The organism is Actinomadura keratinilytica (assembly GCF_039539665.1).
In the GTDB taxonomy this organism is placed as follows: domain Bacteria; phylum Actinomycetota; class Actinomycetes; order Streptosporangiales; family Streptosporangiaceae; genus Spirillospora; species Spirillospora keratinilytica.
On the sequence record NZ_BAABDO010000076.1, the window covers coordinates 18,970 to 33,981 of the forward strand.

18 protein-coding genes are annotated in these 15,012 nt (G+C 73.8%); 9 read left to right on the forward strand and 9 right to left on the reverse strand.

All coding sequences use genetic code 11. From position 1 onward, the window contains the following. Window positions 1-36 precede the first annotated feature (36 nt). Both ABD879_RS21860 and ABD879_RS21865 read right to left on the reverse strand, forming a co-directional pair. Window positions 37-291 (reverse strand): protealysin inhibitor emfourin, encoded by a 255-nt coding sequence (locus ABD879_RS21860; RefSeq protein WP_345023389.1) that lies wholly within the window; start codon window positions 289-291, stop codon window positions 37-39. A gap of 99 nt (window positions 292-390) precedes the next feature. Continuing rightward, complete coding sequence (locus ABD879_RS21865) at window positions 391-1,401, reverse strand: M4 family metallopeptidase (protein WP_345023390.1); 1,011 nt, start codon at window positions 1,399-1,401, stop codon at window positions 391-393. A 193-nt stretch (window positions 1,402-1,594) separates the two neighbouring features. Here ABD879_RS21865 and recO point away from each other — a divergent pair, with 193 nt between their 5' ends. From recO to ABD879_RS21880, 3 genes are all read left to right on the forward strand, one after another. Continuing rightward, window positions 1,595-2,422, forward strand: a complete 828-nt coding sequence (recO, locus tag ABD879_RS21870) for a DNA repair protein RecO (RefSeq protein WP_345023391.1) — start codon at window positions 1,595-1,597, stop codon at window positions 2,420-2,422. Beyond that, window positions 2,419-3,216: an isoprenyl transferase gene (locus ABD879_RS21875; RefSeq protein ID WP_345023392.1), complete on the forward strand. Its 798-nt coding sequence runs from the start codon at window positions 2,419-2,421 to the stop codon at window positions 3,214-3,216. Before recO ends, ABD879_RS21875 begins: the two co-directional genes overlap by 4 nt. A gap of 136 nt (window positions 3,217-3,352) precedes the next feature. Continuing rightward, window positions 3,353-4,300 (forward strand): TauD/TfdA dioxygenase family protein, encoded by a 948-nt coding sequence (locus ABD879_RS21880; RefSeq protein ID WP_345023393.1) that lies wholly within the window; start codon window positions 3,353-3,355, stop codon window positions 4,298-4,300. A gap of 72 nt (window positions 4,301-4,372) precedes the next feature. Here ABD879_RS21880 and ABD879_RS21885 read toward each other — a convergent pair whose 3' ends face one another. Genes ABD879_RS21885 through ABD879_RS21910 form a run of 6 tightly spaced genes read right to left on the reverse strand, consistent with a single transcriptional unit; the run spans window position 4,373 to window position 8,347 of the window. Further along, entirely contained in the window at window positions 4,373-4,798 is a 426-nt protein-coding gene (locus tag ABD879_RS21885) for an OsmC family protein (protein WP_345023394.1), read from the reverse strand. 58 nt (window positions 4,799-4,856) lie between these two features. Then, entirely contained in the window at window positions 4,857-5,321 is a 465-nt protein-coding gene (locus ABD879_RS21890; protein ID WP_345023395.1) for a Fur family transcriptional regulator, read from the reverse strand. Beyond that, on the reverse strand, window positions 5,318-6,196 hold the full coding sequence (locus tag ABD879_RS21895; protein ID WP_345023396.1) for a metal ABC transporter permease: 879 nt from the start codon (window positions 6,194-6,196) through the stop codon (window positions 5,318-5,320). Before ABD879_RS21895 ends, ABD879_RS21890 begins: the two co-directional genes overlap by 4 nt. 2 nt (window positions 6,197-6,198) lie before the next feature. After that, window positions 6,199-6,933 carry a metal ABC transporter ATP-binding protein gene (locus ABD879_RS21900; protein WP_345023397.1) on the reverse strand — a complete coding sequence of 245 codons (735 nt, stop codon included), beginning with the start codon at window positions 6,931-6,933 and terminating at the stop codon, window positions 6,199-6,201. Then, window positions 6,930-7,943 (reverse strand): metal ABC transporter substrate-binding protein, encoded by a 1,014-nt coding sequence (locus tag ABD879_RS21905; protein ID WP_345023398.1) that lies wholly within the window; start codon window positions 7,941-7,943, stop codon window positions 6,930-6,932. Before ABD879_RS21905 ends, ABD879_RS21900 begins: the two co-directional genes overlap by 4 nt. Window positions 7,944-7,975: 32 nt before the next feature. Then, window positions 7,976-8,347 (reverse strand): DUF6703 family protein, encoded by a 372-nt coding sequence (locus tag ABD879_RS21910; protein WP_345023399.1) that lies wholly within the window; start codon window positions 8,345-8,347, stop codon window positions 7,976-7,978. On the opposite strand from ABD879_RS21910, the gene ABD879_RS21915 reads away from it, so the two are divergent. The 3 genes from ABD879_RS21915 (at window position 8,337) to ABD879_RS21925 (ending at window position 12,009) form a co-directional block, all read left to right on the forward strand. Continuing rightward, window positions 8,337-8,621 (forward strand): antibiotic biosynthesis monooxygenase family protein, encoded by a 285-nt coding sequence (locus tag ABD879_RS21915; RefSeq protein ID WP_345023400.1) that lies wholly within the window; start codon window positions 8,337-8,339, stop codon window positions 8,619-8,621. The two genes, ABD879_RS21910 and ABD879_RS21915, sit on opposite strands and share 11 nt — an antisense overlap. Before the next feature lie 216 nt (window positions 8,622-8,837). Further along, the gene (locus ABD879_RS21920; RefSeq protein WP_345023401.1) at window positions 8,838-10,358 is read left to right on the forward strand and encodes a DUF1906 domain-containing protein; all 1,521 of its coding nucleotides are present in this window, start codon (window positions 8,838-8,840) and stop codon (window positions 10,356-10,358) included. Between the two features lie 262 nt (window positions 10,359-10,620). Next, a complete protein-coding gene (locus ABD879_RS21925; RefSeq protein WP_345023402.1) occupies window positions 10,621-12,009 on the forward strand; it encodes a glycine--tRNA ligase in 1,389 nt (462 codons plus the stop codon). A 99-nt stretch (window positions 12,010-12,108) separates the two neighbouring features. Here the strand turns inward: ABD879_RS21925 and ABD879_RS21930 are convergent, their stop codons facing one another. Next, entirely contained in the window at window positions 12,109-12,777 is a 669-nt protein-coding gene (locus ABD879_RS21930) for a hypothetical protein (protein WP_345023403.1), read from the reverse strand. A 163-nt stretch (window positions 12,778-12,940) separates the two neighbouring features. On the opposite strand from ABD879_RS21930, the gene ABD879_RS21935 reads away from it, so the two are divergent. The 3 genes from ABD879_RS21935 to ABD879_RS21945 form a co-directional block, all read left to right on the forward strand. After that, window positions 12,941-13,366 (forward strand): hypothetical protein, encoded by a 426-nt coding sequence (locus tag ABD879_RS21935; protein WP_345023404.1) that lies wholly within the window; start codon window positions 12,941-12,943, stop codon window positions 13,364-13,366. Window positions 13,367-13,413: 47 nt separating this feature from the next. Then, window positions 13,414-14,667 carry a cation:proton antiporter gene (locus tag ABD879_RS21940; RefSeq protein WP_345023405.1) on the forward strand — a complete coding sequence of 418 codons (1,254 nt, stop codon included), beginning with the start codon at window positions 13,414-13,416 and terminating at the stop codon, window positions 14,665-14,667. 139 nt (window positions 14,668-14,806) lie between these two features. After that, window positions 14,807-15,012, forward strand: a 206-nt coding sequence (locus tag ABD879_RS21945) for a hypothetical protein (protein ID WP_345023406.1), incomplete at its 3' end; no start/stop codon positions are given.

The window sequence follows — 15,012 nt, forward strand, 5'->3', positions numbered from 1 at the left end:
GTCCGCACCGCGGCCGCGCGGTCGCCGCGCCGCGGGTCAGCGTGCGCGTCCCAGCACGTGGTGGACCAGTTCCCGCAGCGGCCCCTGCAGCTGGGCCTCCCCGACGGTGGCGGTGGCACCGTCGATGTCGATGTCGTAGAGGAACTGGTCGGGGATGCGTCCGGGCGGAGGAACGGCGCTCAGGTCCACCCGATCGACCAGCCGGGCCAGCATCGGGTCGCTGGCGCTGTCGGACTCGGCCCGCTGCTCGATCCCGGCGAACCCGCCGCTGCGGACCACTGTGACCTTCACTCTGCCTCCGGTTGCCTCATCGGTGCCGCCGGTCACCTCCGTGACGCCCCGGGCGGGCGCGGAGGGGGCCGCGCCGCGTCTCCTGCCGTTCGTTCGGTGTCATGCCCGCACGCCTACCCCGGCCCACGCCTCTTTCACCGCGGCGGTCTCGGTGGCGTCCGCGCCGTACAGCCGGGTGGCGGTCTTGACGGTCTCCGCGGCGAACCCGGCGAAGTCCACCTCGGGGGACAGGCCGCCGCCGGTGAGCGTGTCGTACCAGATCCGGCCCGCCTTCTCCCAAGCGTGCCCGCCGATCGCCGCGGCCGCCAGGTAGAAGGCCCGGTTGGGGATGCCGGAGTTGATGTGGACGCCGCCGTTGTCGCGGTAGGTCTCCACGTAGTCGTCCATGTGGCCGGGCTGCGGGTCCTTGCCCAGCAGCGGGTCGTCGTAGGCGGTGCCCGGCTCCTTCATCGACCGCAGCGCCACGCCGTTCACGTCGGGCCCCAGCAGCCCCTGTCCGATCAGCCAGTCGGCCTGGTCGGCGGTCTGCCCCAGGTGCGACTGCTTGATCAGCGAGCCGAACACGTCGGACACCGACTCGTTGAGCGCGCCGGACTGCCCGTAGTAGTCCAGGTTGGCGGTGTACTGGGTGACGCCGTGCGTCAGCTCGTGCCCGGTGACGTCCAGCGGCCCCGTGAAGCCCAGGAACACCGTGCCGTCGCCGTCGCCGTACACCATCTGCCGGCCGTCCCAGAAGGCGTTGGCGTAGTCGCGGCCGTAGTGGACGGTGGACAGCAGCGGCAGCCCCGCCCCGTCGATGGAGTCGCGGCGGTAGGCGGACTCGAAGAAGTCGAAAGTCACCCCGAGCCAGTCGTAGGACTGGTCGACGGCGGTGTCGCCGGTGGCGTCCTGTCCCTCGGTGCGGACCTCGCGGCCGGGCAGCTCCTCGCGCCGCCCCGCGTCGTAGATGGTGCGCTTGGGGACGAAGTCCTCCGCCGGGGACGGCGTGGTCACGGCCAGCGTCCGGCGGTGCGTCCGGGTGGCGGAGCTGGCGGTGAGGGTGCGCCGGGCCATGTCGCGCAGCGCCGGGTTGTCGCCGCCGGCGAGCCGTTCCAGGATGTGCGGTGGCACGATCGTGCATCTCATTGGAACAACGCTGCCAGTTCCGCGGGGACGCGGCCACAGGTTCCGGGCTACAGACGCGGCCTATTCCGGTCACGTACGGTAATGGGCGGGTCCGCCGGGCGGCGCAGGTGCGGGGGCCCGAGGGGCCGACACCGCCGGGGGCGTCTCCCGGGCGGGCGAAGTGCGGGAGAATGGGCAGGTGACCCTCTACCGCGACGAAGGCATCGTCCTGCGCACCCAGAAGCTGGGCGAGGCCGACCGCATCGTGACGGTGCTGACCCGGCGCACCGGGCGCATCCGCGCTGCCGCCAAGGGGGTCCGCAAGACCAAGTCCCGCTTCGGGGCGCGGCTGGAGCCGTTCACGCATGTGGACCTGCAGCTGTACGAGCGGCGTTCGCTCGACCTGATCACCCAGGCCGAGACGCTGCGGCCGTACGGTCAGCAGCTGGTCGCCGACTACCCGCGCTACACCGCCGGTACGGTGATGCTGGAGACCGCCGAGAAGCTCACCGCCGCCGAGCGCGAGCCCGCGCTGCGCCAGTTCCTGCTGCTGGTGGGCGGGCTGCGCACGCTGGCGGAGGGCGCCCACGACCCGCGGCTGGTACTGGACGCGTTCCTGCTGCGCTCGCTGTCGGTCGCCGGGTGGGCCCCGGCCATCGACGAGTGCTGCCGGTGCGGCGCGCGCGGGCAGCTGCGCGGGTTCGCCATCGCGGCGGGCGGCGCGGTGTGCGCGCGCTGCCGCCAGCCGGGCGCGGCCACCCCGGCGCCGCCGACGCTCGCGCTGATGCTGGCGCTGCTGCGCGGCGACTGGGAGACGGCCGACAGCAGCGAGCCGCGGCACCGGGTAGAGTGCAGCGGCATCGTGGCGGCGTACCTGCAGTGGCATCTGGAGCACGGCATCCGGTCGCTGCGGCACGTGGCGCGCGAGTCGTACCCGTCGTATCCGGATCCGTATCCGGACGGACGGGGCGGGGATGCCGGCGGCGCCGAGGCGGACGACACGACCGACCACAGGGAGCGAGTTTGACCAGGGCCGTTAAGCCCCCGATACCGCACCGCAGCGGCGCGAGGCCGCCCGCCATCCCGCCGGACCTGGTGCCCAGGCACGTCGCCGTCGTGATGGACGGCAACGGGCGCTGGGCCAAGCAGCGGGGCCTGCCGCGCACCGAGGGGCACAGGATGGGGGAGGACTCCCTCTTCGACGTGATCATGGGGGCGATCGAGCTCGGCATCCCCTACCTGTCGGCGTACGCCTTCTCCACCGAGAACTGGAAGCGCTCGCCCGACGAGGTGCGCTTCCTCATGGGCTTCAACCGCGATGTGATCCGGCGCCGCCGCGACCAGCTGAACGAGATGGGCGTGCGGGTGCGCTGGGCGGGGCGGCGGCCGCGGCTGTGGCGCAGCGTCATCAAGGAGCTGGAGACGGCCGAGGAGATGACGCGCGACAACTCGGTGCTGACCCTGCAGTTCTGCGTCAACTACGGCGGCCGGGCCGAGATCGCCGACGCGGCCGCGGCGATCGCCCGGGACGTGCGGGACGGCCGGCTGTCCCCCGACAAGGTCGATGAGAAGCTGTTCGCCCGCTACCTCGACGAGCCGGACATCCCCGACGTGGACCTGTTCCTGCGCTCGTCCGGCGAGCAGCGCATCTCCAACTTCCTGCTGTGGCAGTCGGCGTACGCCGAGATGGTCTTCCTCGACACGCTGTGGCCCGACTTCGACCGGCGGCACCTGTGGCACGCGTGCGAGGTGTACGCCTCGCGCGACCGGCGCTACGGCGGCGCGGTGCCCAACCCGGTGGAGCCCGCCCCGGCGACCTGACCCGCCATCCGACCCGGCGGCCCGCGCGGCCGCGTTCCCCGGCAGGGCGTCGCCCGCGCCCTCGCCGTTGGCAGAAAACCACAATTCCTATCAAGTAAGTTGACTAGTAGTTGCCGACCCGCGTACGGTCGTGGCCATGTCGCATCGGGTCCTGGGCTCGGCCCGCACCGCGGCGGCCGGGCCGCTGCGCGTCACTCCGGTGGCCGGCCGCATCGGCGCCGTCGTCACCGGGGTGCGCCTGAGCGGCGACCTGCCCGACGGCGTGGTGGTGCGGATCTGGGACGCGGTGCTGCGCCACAAGGTGCTGTTCTTCCGCGACCAGCACCATCTGGACCCCGCCGGGCAGGTCGAGTTCGCCCGCAGGCTCGGCGAGCCCACCGCAGCGCATCCGGCCCTGCCGCCTTCGGACGAACGCCGGCACGGTCGAGAACACGGCTGCGAACACGTCCTGGACGTCGGCGACGCCGGCAGCCGGCGCGCCGACGAGTGGCACACCGACGCCAGCTACACCGACCGTCCGCCCAAGGCGGGGGTGCTGCGCGCGGTGCGGGTGCCGCCGCACGGCGGCGACACCGTCTGGGCCAACACCGCCGCCGCCTACGACGGCCTGCCGGTCGAACTGCGGGAGGTCGCCGACCGGCTGTGGGCGCTGCACACCAACAGGTACGACTACGTCCGCCCGCACCCCGCCGGGGCCGGGCGGCGGCGCGCGCCGGTCGCCCCGGTCACCTTCGAGACCGAGCACCCGGTCGTCCGGGTGCACCCGGAGACGGGGGAGCGCGCCCTGCTGCTCGGCGGCTTCGCCCGTTCGGTCGTCGGCCTCAGCGACCGGGCCGACGCCAAGGCGCTGATCCGCCTGTTCCAGGAGCACGTGACCCGGCTGGAGAACACGGTGCGCTGGCACTGGGCGCCCGGCGACGTGGCGGTCTGGGACAACCGCGCCACCCAGCACCGCGTCGTGCACGACTTCGGCGACCGCCCGCGCAGCCTGCACCGCGTCGCCCTCGCCGGGGAGGTGCCGCGCGCGGTCGACGGCCGCCGCAGCGTCCCGCGCACCGGCCCCGCCGCCCGCGCCGGCGGGTGACCCGGCGCGGCGACGCGGGCGGCCCCGATGCGGTGACGCCGGGGCCGCCGGCACCGCACGGCTCAGGGCGGCTCAGACCAGGGCGGCGTCCAGGGTGATCTTGGTGCCGGCCAGGGCCTTGCTGACCGGGCAGCCCGCCTTGGCGTCCTGCGCGGCCTTCTCGAAGGCGGCCGCCGACAGGCCCGGCACGCTCGCGCGCACCGTCAGGTGGACGCCGGTGATGCCCTCGCCCGGCTGGAAGGTGACCTCGGCGCGGGTGTCCACCTTCTCCGGCGGCGTGCCCGCACCGGCCAGGGCGTGCGAGAGGGCCATCGAGTAGCAGGTGGAGTGCGCGGCGGCGATCAGCTCCTCGGGGCTGGTGCGGCCGTCCGGCTCCTCGGCCCGCGACGGCCAGGTCACCTCGAAGGAGCCGACCTTGGAGGAGTCCAGCGAGACCGTGCCCCGGCCGCCCATGAGCGGCCCTTCCCAGTGCGCGTTCGCGGTACGTGTCGTAGCCATGACTCGATTCTTCACACGGCCCCCGCCCGCCCGTTACGGCGGGCCGCCCAAAAACGCGTCAGGATCTGCCCGCGGCCGCCCGCCCCTGCGCGCCTCCGGACGCGCCGTCGGACGTGCTCTCGGACGTGCCGCCGGATGTGCCGCCGGACGCCGCGCAGCCGGCGCAGGTGCCGAACACCTCGACGGTGTGGGTGATGTCCACGAAGCCGTGCTCGGCGCCCACGGCGTCGGCCCACTTCTCCACGGCCGGGCCCGCCACCTCCACGGTGCGGCCGCAGCCCCGGCACACCAGGTGGTGGTGGTGCTCCTCGCTGCGGCAGGCGCGGTAGACCGCCTCGCCGTCGTCGGTGCGCAGCACGTCCACCTCGCCCGAGTCGCTGAGCGCCTGCAGGGCCCGGTAGACCGTGGTCAGCCCGATCTTCGAGCCGCCCGCCCGCAGGTCGGCGTAGATGTCCTGGGCGCTGCGGAAACCCTCGCACTTGGCCAGGGCCTGCCGTACCGCGTTGCGGCGGCTCGTCGTCATCCCCCTCTTACCTCCGCCTCGGCTCTCGCGTCCGCCCGCGCCCCGCCGGGGAGCGGGGCCGGGACCGCGCGGCGCCGGCGCACCACCGAGCCCCCGAGCACCGCGGCCAGGAAGATCGCCAGGGCCAGCAGCACGATCGAGGGTCCCGGCGGCAGGTCGTACTGGAACGACCCCGCCAGCCCCGTCACCGCCGACAGTACACCGACTCCCATCGCCACCAGCATGGTGGCGCGAAAGCCCCGTGTCACCTGCTGGGCGGCCGCCACGGGGACGATCATCAGCGCGCTGACGAGCAGCAGCCCGATGGCGCGCATGGCGATCACCACGGTGACCGCGGCGGTGGCCGCGATCAGCACGCTGAGGAACCGGACGGGCAGCCCCGCCGCGCGCGCCACGTCCTCGTCCTGGCACAGCAGGAACAGCTCCCGGCCGAACAGCAGTACGACGGCCAGGACGACGACGGCCAGGGCGGCCACCACGTACAGGTCGCCCAGGGTGACGCTGCTGATCGACCCGAACAGATACGCCTGCAGGCCGGTGCCTCCGCCCTCCAGGTTGGTCAGCAGCACGCCCCCGGCCAGACCGCCGTAGAACAGGATGGCCAGCGCCACGTCGCCGCCGCTGCGGCTGCGCGCGCGCAGCACCTCGATCGCGATCGCGCCGAGCACCGACACCGCCAGCGCGCCCAGCAGCGGGGACGTGCCGGTGAGCAGCGCCAGGCCGATTCCGGTCAGCGCGATGTGCCCGACGCCGTCGCCCAGCAGCGACAGCCTGCGCTGGACGATGAAGGTGCCGACCGCGGGCGCGGTCAGGCCGATGAGGACCGCGCTGGCCAGCGCGATCCTCATGAAGTCGTACTGCAGCATGTCCAGCATCGTCAGCCGGCTCTCATCTCGATCTCACCGTGGCGGGGGTGCGCGTGCGGCGTCCAGGCCGGCGGCGCGCCGTCGTGCACGATACGGCCGTGCTCCAGGACGACGGCGCGGTCGACCAGCGGCTCCAGCGGCCCGAGCTCGTGGGCCACCAGCACGACCGTGCGGCCCTGGCGGGACAGGTCGCCGAGGACGGCGGCCAGCGCCTCCTGGTTGGCGGCGTCCACGCCCGCGGTCGGCTCGTCCAGCACCAGCGCGTCGGGTTCGCCCGCCAGCGCCCGCGCGATCAGCACCCGCTGCTGCTGGCCGCCCGACAGCAGGTGCGCCGAGTCGCGGGCCCGGTCGGCCAGGCCGACGGCGTGCAGCGCGGCGTCCACGGCGGCGCGGTCGGCGGACGAGGCGGGGCGCCAGCGCGACTGCCGGGCCACCCGGCCGGACGCCACGACCTCGCGGACGGTCGCGGGCACGCCGCCGCCCATCGGCAGCCGCTGCGGCACGTACCCGATCCGCTTCCAGTCGCGGAACCGGGCGGGCGGGACGCCGTAGATCTCGGTGCGCCCGCCGGACAGCGGGACGAGCCCGAGCAGCGCCCGCACCAGGGTGGACTTGCCGGACCCGTTGGCGCCCAGCACCGCCACGAACTCCCCGTCGCCGACCGCCAGGTCGACACCGCGCAGCGCCTCGCGGCCGTCGTAGCGGACGCGGCCGCCGGTCATCCGGAAGGGCGGGGCGGGGTTCATGAGCACTCCAGTGCGGATCGCAGCGTGCCGAGGTTCCGGCGCATGACCGTCAGGTAGTCGTCGCCGGAGCCCTCCTTGACGCCCTCCACCGGGTCCAGGACGGCGGTGCGCACGCCCGCCTCCCGGGCCAGGGTCTCCGCGACCTTGGGGCTGACCAGCGTCTCGGTGAACACGGTGGTGGCGCCGGCGGCCTTGATCTCGCGGCTCAGCTCGCCCAGCCGGGCCGGGGACGGCTCGTTGGACGGGTCCACCCCGGCGATGGAGACCTGCTTGAGGCCGTACCGGTCGGCCAGGTAGCCGAACGCGGCGTGCGCGGTGACGATCGTGGTGCGCTTGCAGGACTTCAGCCCGTCCCGCAGCTGCTGGTCGAGGCGGCCCAGTTCGGCCGCCAGCGACTGCGCGCGGGAGGTGTACCCGGCCGCGTGCGCGGAGTCGGCGGCGGCGAGCCGCTCACCCAGCGCGGTGGCGATGGTCGCCATGCGGCTGGGGTCCAGCCACACGTGCGGGTCGTAGGAGACCTCCGCCTCCTCGTGGCCGTGCTCGTCCTCGGCGTGGCCCTCCTCGTGACCCTCCTCGTGGCCCCCTTCGTGGCCGTGCTCGTGCTCGTCGCCGCCGGACGGGGCGGGCAGCGTCTTGACGACGCTCGCGGCGTCCAGCGACTTGTCCTTGGCGTGCTGCTCGACGGCCTTGTCCACGGCGGGCTGCACGCCCTTGACGTAGAGGGCGAAGTCGGCCTCGCCGATGTCGGCGACCTGCCGCGGGGTCAGCTCCAGGTCGTGCGGCTCGGCGCCGGGCTTGGTGAGCGTGGCCACGGACGCGTCCGGGCCGCCGACCTTCTGCGCCAGCCAGGCCATGGGATAGAAGGACGCGACCACCTCGGTGCCGCCCTTGCCGCCCGCGGCGGCGCCGGAGCCTCCGCAGGCGGTCAGGCCGAGCAGCCCGGCCGCGGCCACGGCGGTCAGGGGGACGGCGCGACGAAGCGCGCGAATGCGGGTGCGAGAGGCGAACACCCCTCAAGTGTGGACGAAGATGAAAACGGTTGTCAAAACCGACCAATTACGTGACCTGCGGCAAATGCCGCGAGCAGCACCATGGCGGCGACGCGCAGGGCCCGTTCCGAGCCGTCCAGTACCGGCCAGTTGAGGTAGGCGAACCACGCCAGCGCCGCCAGCAGCACCAGCAGCCCGGCCGCGCCCACCCAGCCGGTGCCCACCATGCCGACCGCCAGCAGCACGAACACCGCCGCCAGCAGCACCCAGCGGGGCAGCCGGTGCAGGAACACCACCGGTGTGGCGCTCAACCGCTCGACCGTCGCCCGTATTCCCGAAGATCCGCTCCCAGTCCGCACGCCCCCAAACCTACGCCGGGCGCGGCCGGCCGCGCCGGGCTGGGAGGATGACCGCATGATCGCCATCACCCGGTACCGCGTGCCCGAGGAGCAGTCCGACGGGTTCGCCGAGCAGATGGGGCGGATCCTGGACGCCCTGGCCGCCAGCCCCGGCTACCGCTCGGGACGGCTGGCGCGGACCGTCGACGAGCCGACGCTGTGGGCCCTGGTCACCGAGTGGGACGGCGCGGGCCACTACCGGCGCGCGCTCGGCGCGTACGACGTGCGCGTGCGGTTCATCCCGCTGTCGGCGATGGCGGTCGACGAGCCGGGCGCTTACGAGGTCGTCACCTCCCGCTGAGCCCTCCGGCGGCCGGGGCCGCGGTCCTCCCGCAGTTGGGAAAGCCCTCGGAAAGGATCTTCCGGACGCCGTTTGGCGTCCGGTGAGGCGGGCGATCACTGCCGCGTCACGATCATGCCGGCCGGCGGGGGAGCCGGGGGCACGCCACCGGCGTCCTGGCCGGGCCCGTCCCGGACGGGCCCCGGCGCGCGGCCGGGTTCACCGAGGGGAGCTGGGATGCGCCATGCCGCCGTGCTCACGGGTCTGCTGGGGGCGACGATGGTCGCCTCCCTCCTCGTGGCCGTCGCGCCGTCCGTCCCGCGGGCCGCGGCCGGACAGGCCGGGCGGGCCGGGACGGCGGCCGGCCGCCTGCGCGTCGTCGAATACCGGGGGGTGCGCGTCCCGGTCCCCGCGGGCTGGGAGGTGCACTGGCTGGACCGCGACCCGACCCGCTGCGTGCGGTTCGACCGGCACGCGGTCTACCTGGGGCGCCCCGGCCCGCAACCCGACTGCCCCGCCCGCGCCGTCGGCCGCACCGAGGCCCTGCACATCGCACCGGACGACACCGCACGGGACGACACCGCACGGGACGACACCGCACCGGACGACACCGCACCGGACGACACCGCGCCCAACGACACTAGGCCGGGCGACACCGCACCCGACGCGCGGCAGCGCCGGACCGGGGCCGTGCGTCCCGACCGCCTGGCCCGCTTCGCCGTGCCGCGCGGCCCCGCCCATGAGACCCTGCTGCGGCTGCCCGAGGCGGGCGTGCGGATCCACGGCACCTACGGCGACGACCCGGAGGAGCTGGAACGCCTCCTGCGCGGCACCCTGCTGACCCCGTTCTGGACGCGCGCGCACCACCCGCGCGTTCCGGGCACGGCCGCCGACGACCCGCCGCCGGGCGGCTTCGTGCCCTCGCTGCTGGAGGAGGTCCTGCCGTGGCTGCAGCCGTCCGGCCCGGAGCCGACGGTCCCCAGGTCCGACGAGCCGCGCCCGCGCAAACCCCGGGCGCACAAGCCCCGGCCGCACAAGCCCCGGGGGCACAAGCCGCGTCCGCGCAAGCCGCGCAAGCGGTGGGTGCGGGCCAAGGGCTTCGACACCTGCACCGCGCCGTCCCTGGCCGCCATGGCCGCCTGGCGCCGCTCGTACAAGGTCGCCAACATGTACATCGGCGGCGCCGCACGCGCCTGCGCGCAGCCCAACCTGAACCGGGCGTGGGTGCGCGGCGTCCGCCGGATGGGGTACCGCCTCATCCCCACCTACGTGGGCCTCCAGGCGCCGTGCACGCGCTACCGGCAGCGCTTCGCCCCCGAGGACGCCGCCGAGGAAGGGCGCGCGGCCGCCCGCGACGCGGTCCGCCGCGCCCGCGCCCTGGGCATCCCGCGGCGCAACCCCGTGTACTACGACATGGAGGTGTACGACCACCGCCGGGCCTGGTGCAGCGAGGCCGTGCTGACCTTCCTGCACCACTGGACCAAGACGATGCGCAAGCTGGGCTACGTGCCGGGGTTCTACAGCAGCGCCGGGTCGGGCGTCCGCGACGTGGGCGGCGCCCGGGGGATGGCCAAGCCCAAGGCGGTCTGGTTCGCCCACTGGGACGGCAGGACCGACCCCTACGACTGCCCGTACATGCCCGGCCACTGGTGGCCGCCGCACAACCGCATCAAGCAGTACCGGGGCGGGCACCGGGAGACGCACGGCGGCGTCACCATCAACGTCGACAGCAACATGGTCGACGGCCGGGTCTACTGACCGGCGCCCGCGGCCATGCCGACGACGCCCGGTGCCATGCTTTCGACCTGCGGATTCTCCGGGGCGATGCGCGGAGGCCGCCGCGGTTGCCCTAAGCTGGGGAATCTCGGAGCGCCCCGGGCCCGCCGCACCGCCCGCCCGCCGCGTTCCGCCACCAACGGGGATCGCACTCACCCCGGCCCGTCGCGACGGCCCGCCGCCCGGACGGGGCCGGGACGTACGACAACGACCCGCCGACCGCCAGCCGGATGGAGAAACGCATATGGCACGCCGTTCCGACGTGATGGACACCATCGTCAACCTCGCCAAGCGGCGGGGCCTGGTCTACCCGTCGAGCGAGATCTACGGCGGGCTGCGCGCCTCCTGGGACTACGGTCCGCTCGGCGTCGAGCTGAAGAACAACGTCAAGCGCCAGTGGTGGAAGGCCATGGTGCAGGCCCGCGAGGACGTCGTCGGCCTGGACTCGTGCGTGATCCTCGCCCGCGAGGTGTGGGAGGCCAGCGGCCACGTGCAGGCGTTCGTCGACCCGCTCACCGAGTGCCAGTCGTGCCACAAGCGCTTCCGGGCCGACCACCTGGAGGAGGCCTACGAGGAGAAGCACGGCAAGGCCCCGGAGAACGGCCTGTCCGACATCAGCTGCCCCAACTGCGGCGTCAAGGGCTCGTTCACCGCGCCGCGCATGTTCAACGGCCTGCTCAAGACCTACCTCGGCCCGGTCGAGGACGAGTCCGGCCTGGCCTACCTGCGGCCCGAGACCGCCCAGGGCATCTTCATCAACTACCTCAACGTCCAGCAGTCGGCGCGGCGCAAGATCCCGTTCGGCATCGGCCAGATCGGCAAGTCGTTCCGCAACGAGATCACGCCGGGCAACTTCATCTTCCGGACCCGCGAGTTCGAGCAGATGGAGATGGAGTTCTTCGTCCGCCCCGGCACCGACGAGGAGTGGCACCAGTACTGGATCGACGAGCGGATGCGCTGGTACACCGACCTCGGCATCCGCAAGGAGAACCTGCGGCTGTACGAGCACCCGCAGGAGAAGCTGTCGCACTACTCCAAGCGCACCGTCGACATCGAGTACCGGTTCGACTTCGTCGGCAGCGAGTGGGGCGAGCTGGAGGGCATCGCCAACCGCACCGACTACGACCTGAGCACCCACTCCAAGGCGTCCGGCGCCGACCTGTCGTTCTTCGACCAGGAGGCCGGGGAGCGGTTCATCCCGTACGTCATCGAGCCCGCGGCGGGCGTCGACCGCTGCACGCTGACGTTCATGATGGACGCCTACGCCGAGGACGAGGCGCCCAACGCCAAGGGCAAGATGGAAAAGCGCACCGTGATGCGGCTCGACCGGCGGCTGGCCCCGGTCAAGGCCGCGGTGCTGCCGCTGTCGCGCAACGCCGACCTGTCCCCGAAGGCCCGCGACCTGGCCGCGCAGCTGCGCCGGCACTGGAACGTGGAGTTCGACGACGCCGGCGCGATCGGCCGCCGCTACCGCCGGCAGGACGAGATCGGCACCCCGTTCTGCATCACCGTCGACTTCGACACCCTGAACGACGACGCGGTGACGGTGCGCGAGCGCGACTCGATGAACCAGGAGCGCATCGCGATCTCGCAGGTCGAGTCGTTCCTGGCCGCGCAGCTGGTCGGCTGCTGACGGACGGATCCGCCGGGCGCTGCTGAACGGCGGCGGGGCCGCGCCCCCCGGTGGGGGAGGGCGCGGCCCCGCGTCGTGTCCTGGGTCAGCCGGTTCGGATCACTCGGTGACGTGCAGGGTCTGGTCGTAGGTGCCCGATCCGGGGGTGCTCTCGCCGAGCAGCTTGTAGTTGGCGGAGACCGTCGCGGTGGACGGGCACAGGAAGCTGCTGCCGCTGCTGATCTTGCTGACGGTGGCGTTGGTGACGCCGACCTGCGCCTCGGCCACGCTGGTGTCGCCGCGGTTGGGGTTGTCGGGGTTGTAGCCGTTGGCGGTCAGGTTGCCGCCGTAGATGCAGGTGATGCCGCCGAAGATGTTCACCACCGCGCGGACCCGGAAGTTGGCGATGGTGACCGCCGCGTCGCGGCCGCCGGTGTGCGCGGTGTCGTAGACGACGGTGCCGCCGGTCCACGGGAAGTTCTCGGGCGTGATGGTGGAGGAGACCGTGCCGCTGCAGGGGCCGCCGTCGGTGGCGAAGGTCGCCGAGTTGATGGTCAGGCCGGTGCCGTCGGACTGGATCGACCCGGTCAGCGTCGACTCGTTGCAGCTGCCCGAGCCGATGGAGGTGCTGACGGTGGCCGTCCCGAGCAGGGACGCCTGGACCCTGCCGGAGTAGGGGTCCGAGCCCGCGTAGATGGTGGTCGTCGCCGCGGACGCCGCGGGGGCGGCGAGGGCGAGGGCGGCCAGGGACGCGACACCGAAGACCGCGGTCCTTCTGAGATGCACCACCGGACTTGCTCCTTCCGGTTGCGGGGGGTGGGTGAACGCGAGGGTAATTCACCTTTCGCAACCCGACAATGACCTCTTTCGGTGACAAATTGGCCGAAACGGGACACTGATCAGCTTCCCGTAAAGTAGGGGGGAAGCCTGACAAACCACTGAAAGGGGGAGTGTGCGCGGCCGACCTCGGCTGCCGGTGTCGCCGGCCGCGTTCCTGATCTTCCTGGCCGCCCTCTTCGGCCTGGTCTACGAGGCGGGCGGCACCGGCGCCGTCGCGCCCGCCCGGCACCACGCCGCCGCCGTCGCGCAGCGCTCCGTCATCGCCGCCGCGGCGGCGCCGGCCGAGCACGTCCCGTCGGGCCGGACCGAGACCGGCGCGGTCTTCCTCGTCAACCACGCCCATGCCGCGTGCGCGTCCGCGGACCGTCCGGCTCCACCGAGCACGGCCCCGCCGGCCGCCGTGCCGCCCGAGGACGACCCCGCCCTTCTCACGTGCCGCGGGCGGCCCGTCCTCCCGTCCGATCCCGAGGCGCCTCCCGATCGGCTGCCCGCGCACGACCGTCCGGCGCGGGCACCGCCCTCCGACACGGGGTTCTAAAGGTCCTTCTCCCGTCCGGTCGCCCCTGGGCGCCGGAGCGCCGCGGCATGCCCTCGCACCCGGGGCGGCCGCGGCCGTGCAACCCCCTGGAGGCTGTCATTTCCCTTGCCCATTCACTCGTCGCGCTGGGCGGGGCGTTCCTGGCCGCGGGCGTGCTGGCGCGCGCCGGAGTGCGGATCGGCCTGCCCACCATCCCGCTGTTCATGCTCGCCGGGATCCTGTTCGGCCCGCACACCCCCGGCCTGGCGCTGTTCGACGACCCCGCCGACCTGAAGCTGGTCTCCGCCCTGGGCCTGGTGTTCCTGCTGTTCTACCTGGGCCTGGAGTTCCATTTGGACGACCTGGTCCGGGGCGGCGGGCGGCTGGCCGCCGCCGGCGCGCTGTACCTGCTGCTCAACGTCGGCGGCGGGCTGGCGTTCGGGTTCGCGCTCGGCTGGGGCGCCGCCGAGGCGTTCGTGCTGGCCGGCGTGATCGGCATCTCCTCGTCGGCCATCGTCACCAAGCTGCTGGTGGACCTCGGCCGGCTCGGCAACCCCGAGACCAAGCTGGTGTTCGGCCTCATCGTGGTCGACGACATGTTCCTGGCCCTGTACCTGGCGGCGATCCAGCCGGTCCTGGCCGGTGCGCGCGACCCGGCGACGGCGGCCCTGGCCTTCGGCAGGGCGCTGGCGTTCCTGCTGGTGCTGTTCGCGGTGGCCCGCTGGGGGGCCCGCTGGGTCGGCCGCCTGGTCGACGTCGGCGACGACGAGCTGCTCGTCGTCACCTTCGTCGGCTGCGCGGTGCTGACCGCCGGGATCGCCGAGGAGTTCGGCGTCTCCGACGCGATCGGCGCGTTCATGATCGGACTGGTGCTGGGCGCCACCCGCTCCGCCGAGCGCATCCGCGGCCTGCTGCACCCGCTGCGGGACGCCTTCGCCGCGATCTTCTTCTTCTCCTTCGGGCTGTCCATCGCACCCGGGGACGTGACACCGGTGGCGCTGCCGGTGGCGGTCGCGGTGCTGCTGACCGTGCTGTTCAACTGCGTCGCCGGGCTGCTGGCCGGACGGCTCCACGGGTACGGCCGCGAACGCTCGGCGAACGTGGCGCTGACCATCCTGTCGCGCGGCGAGCTCGCCCTGGTGCTGGCCGCGCTGGCGGCCGGGGCCGGGCTGGACTCCCGCCTGGCGCCGTTCATCGCCGCCTACGTCCTGGTGCTGGCCGTCGCGGGCCCGCTGGCCGCCACCCGGTCGCGGCAGCTGGCCCGGCTGCTGCCCGAGCGGTGGTTCCCCGTCCGGCCCGAGCCCGAACCGGCGGTGAAATGATCCGGGCGGACCCGTGCGGCGCCGCCCGCGCGACCGGCCCGATGGGTTAACGTGGCCGGACAGGGACCGGCAGCGAGGCCGGCCCGAAGAGCATGCCCGGGGGCCTGGGCCCTGCCGCCGCCGACGGGAGGAGACGCGCGTGCGCCGTTACGCTCCCCTGTCCGACGAGCGCGGCCGGCTGTCGCGGTTCCTGGTCGTCGCCCTGGGCCTGCTCGGACTCGTCGTCGCCCCGGCGGCCGCGGGAGCCGCTCCCGCGGCCGCCGGGGCGGCCGCCGCCATCCGCAGCGGGCCGTCCGGACCGCCCGCGCCCGGCGCGGCCGGGGCCGGCGGCACGGTCCGCGGCAA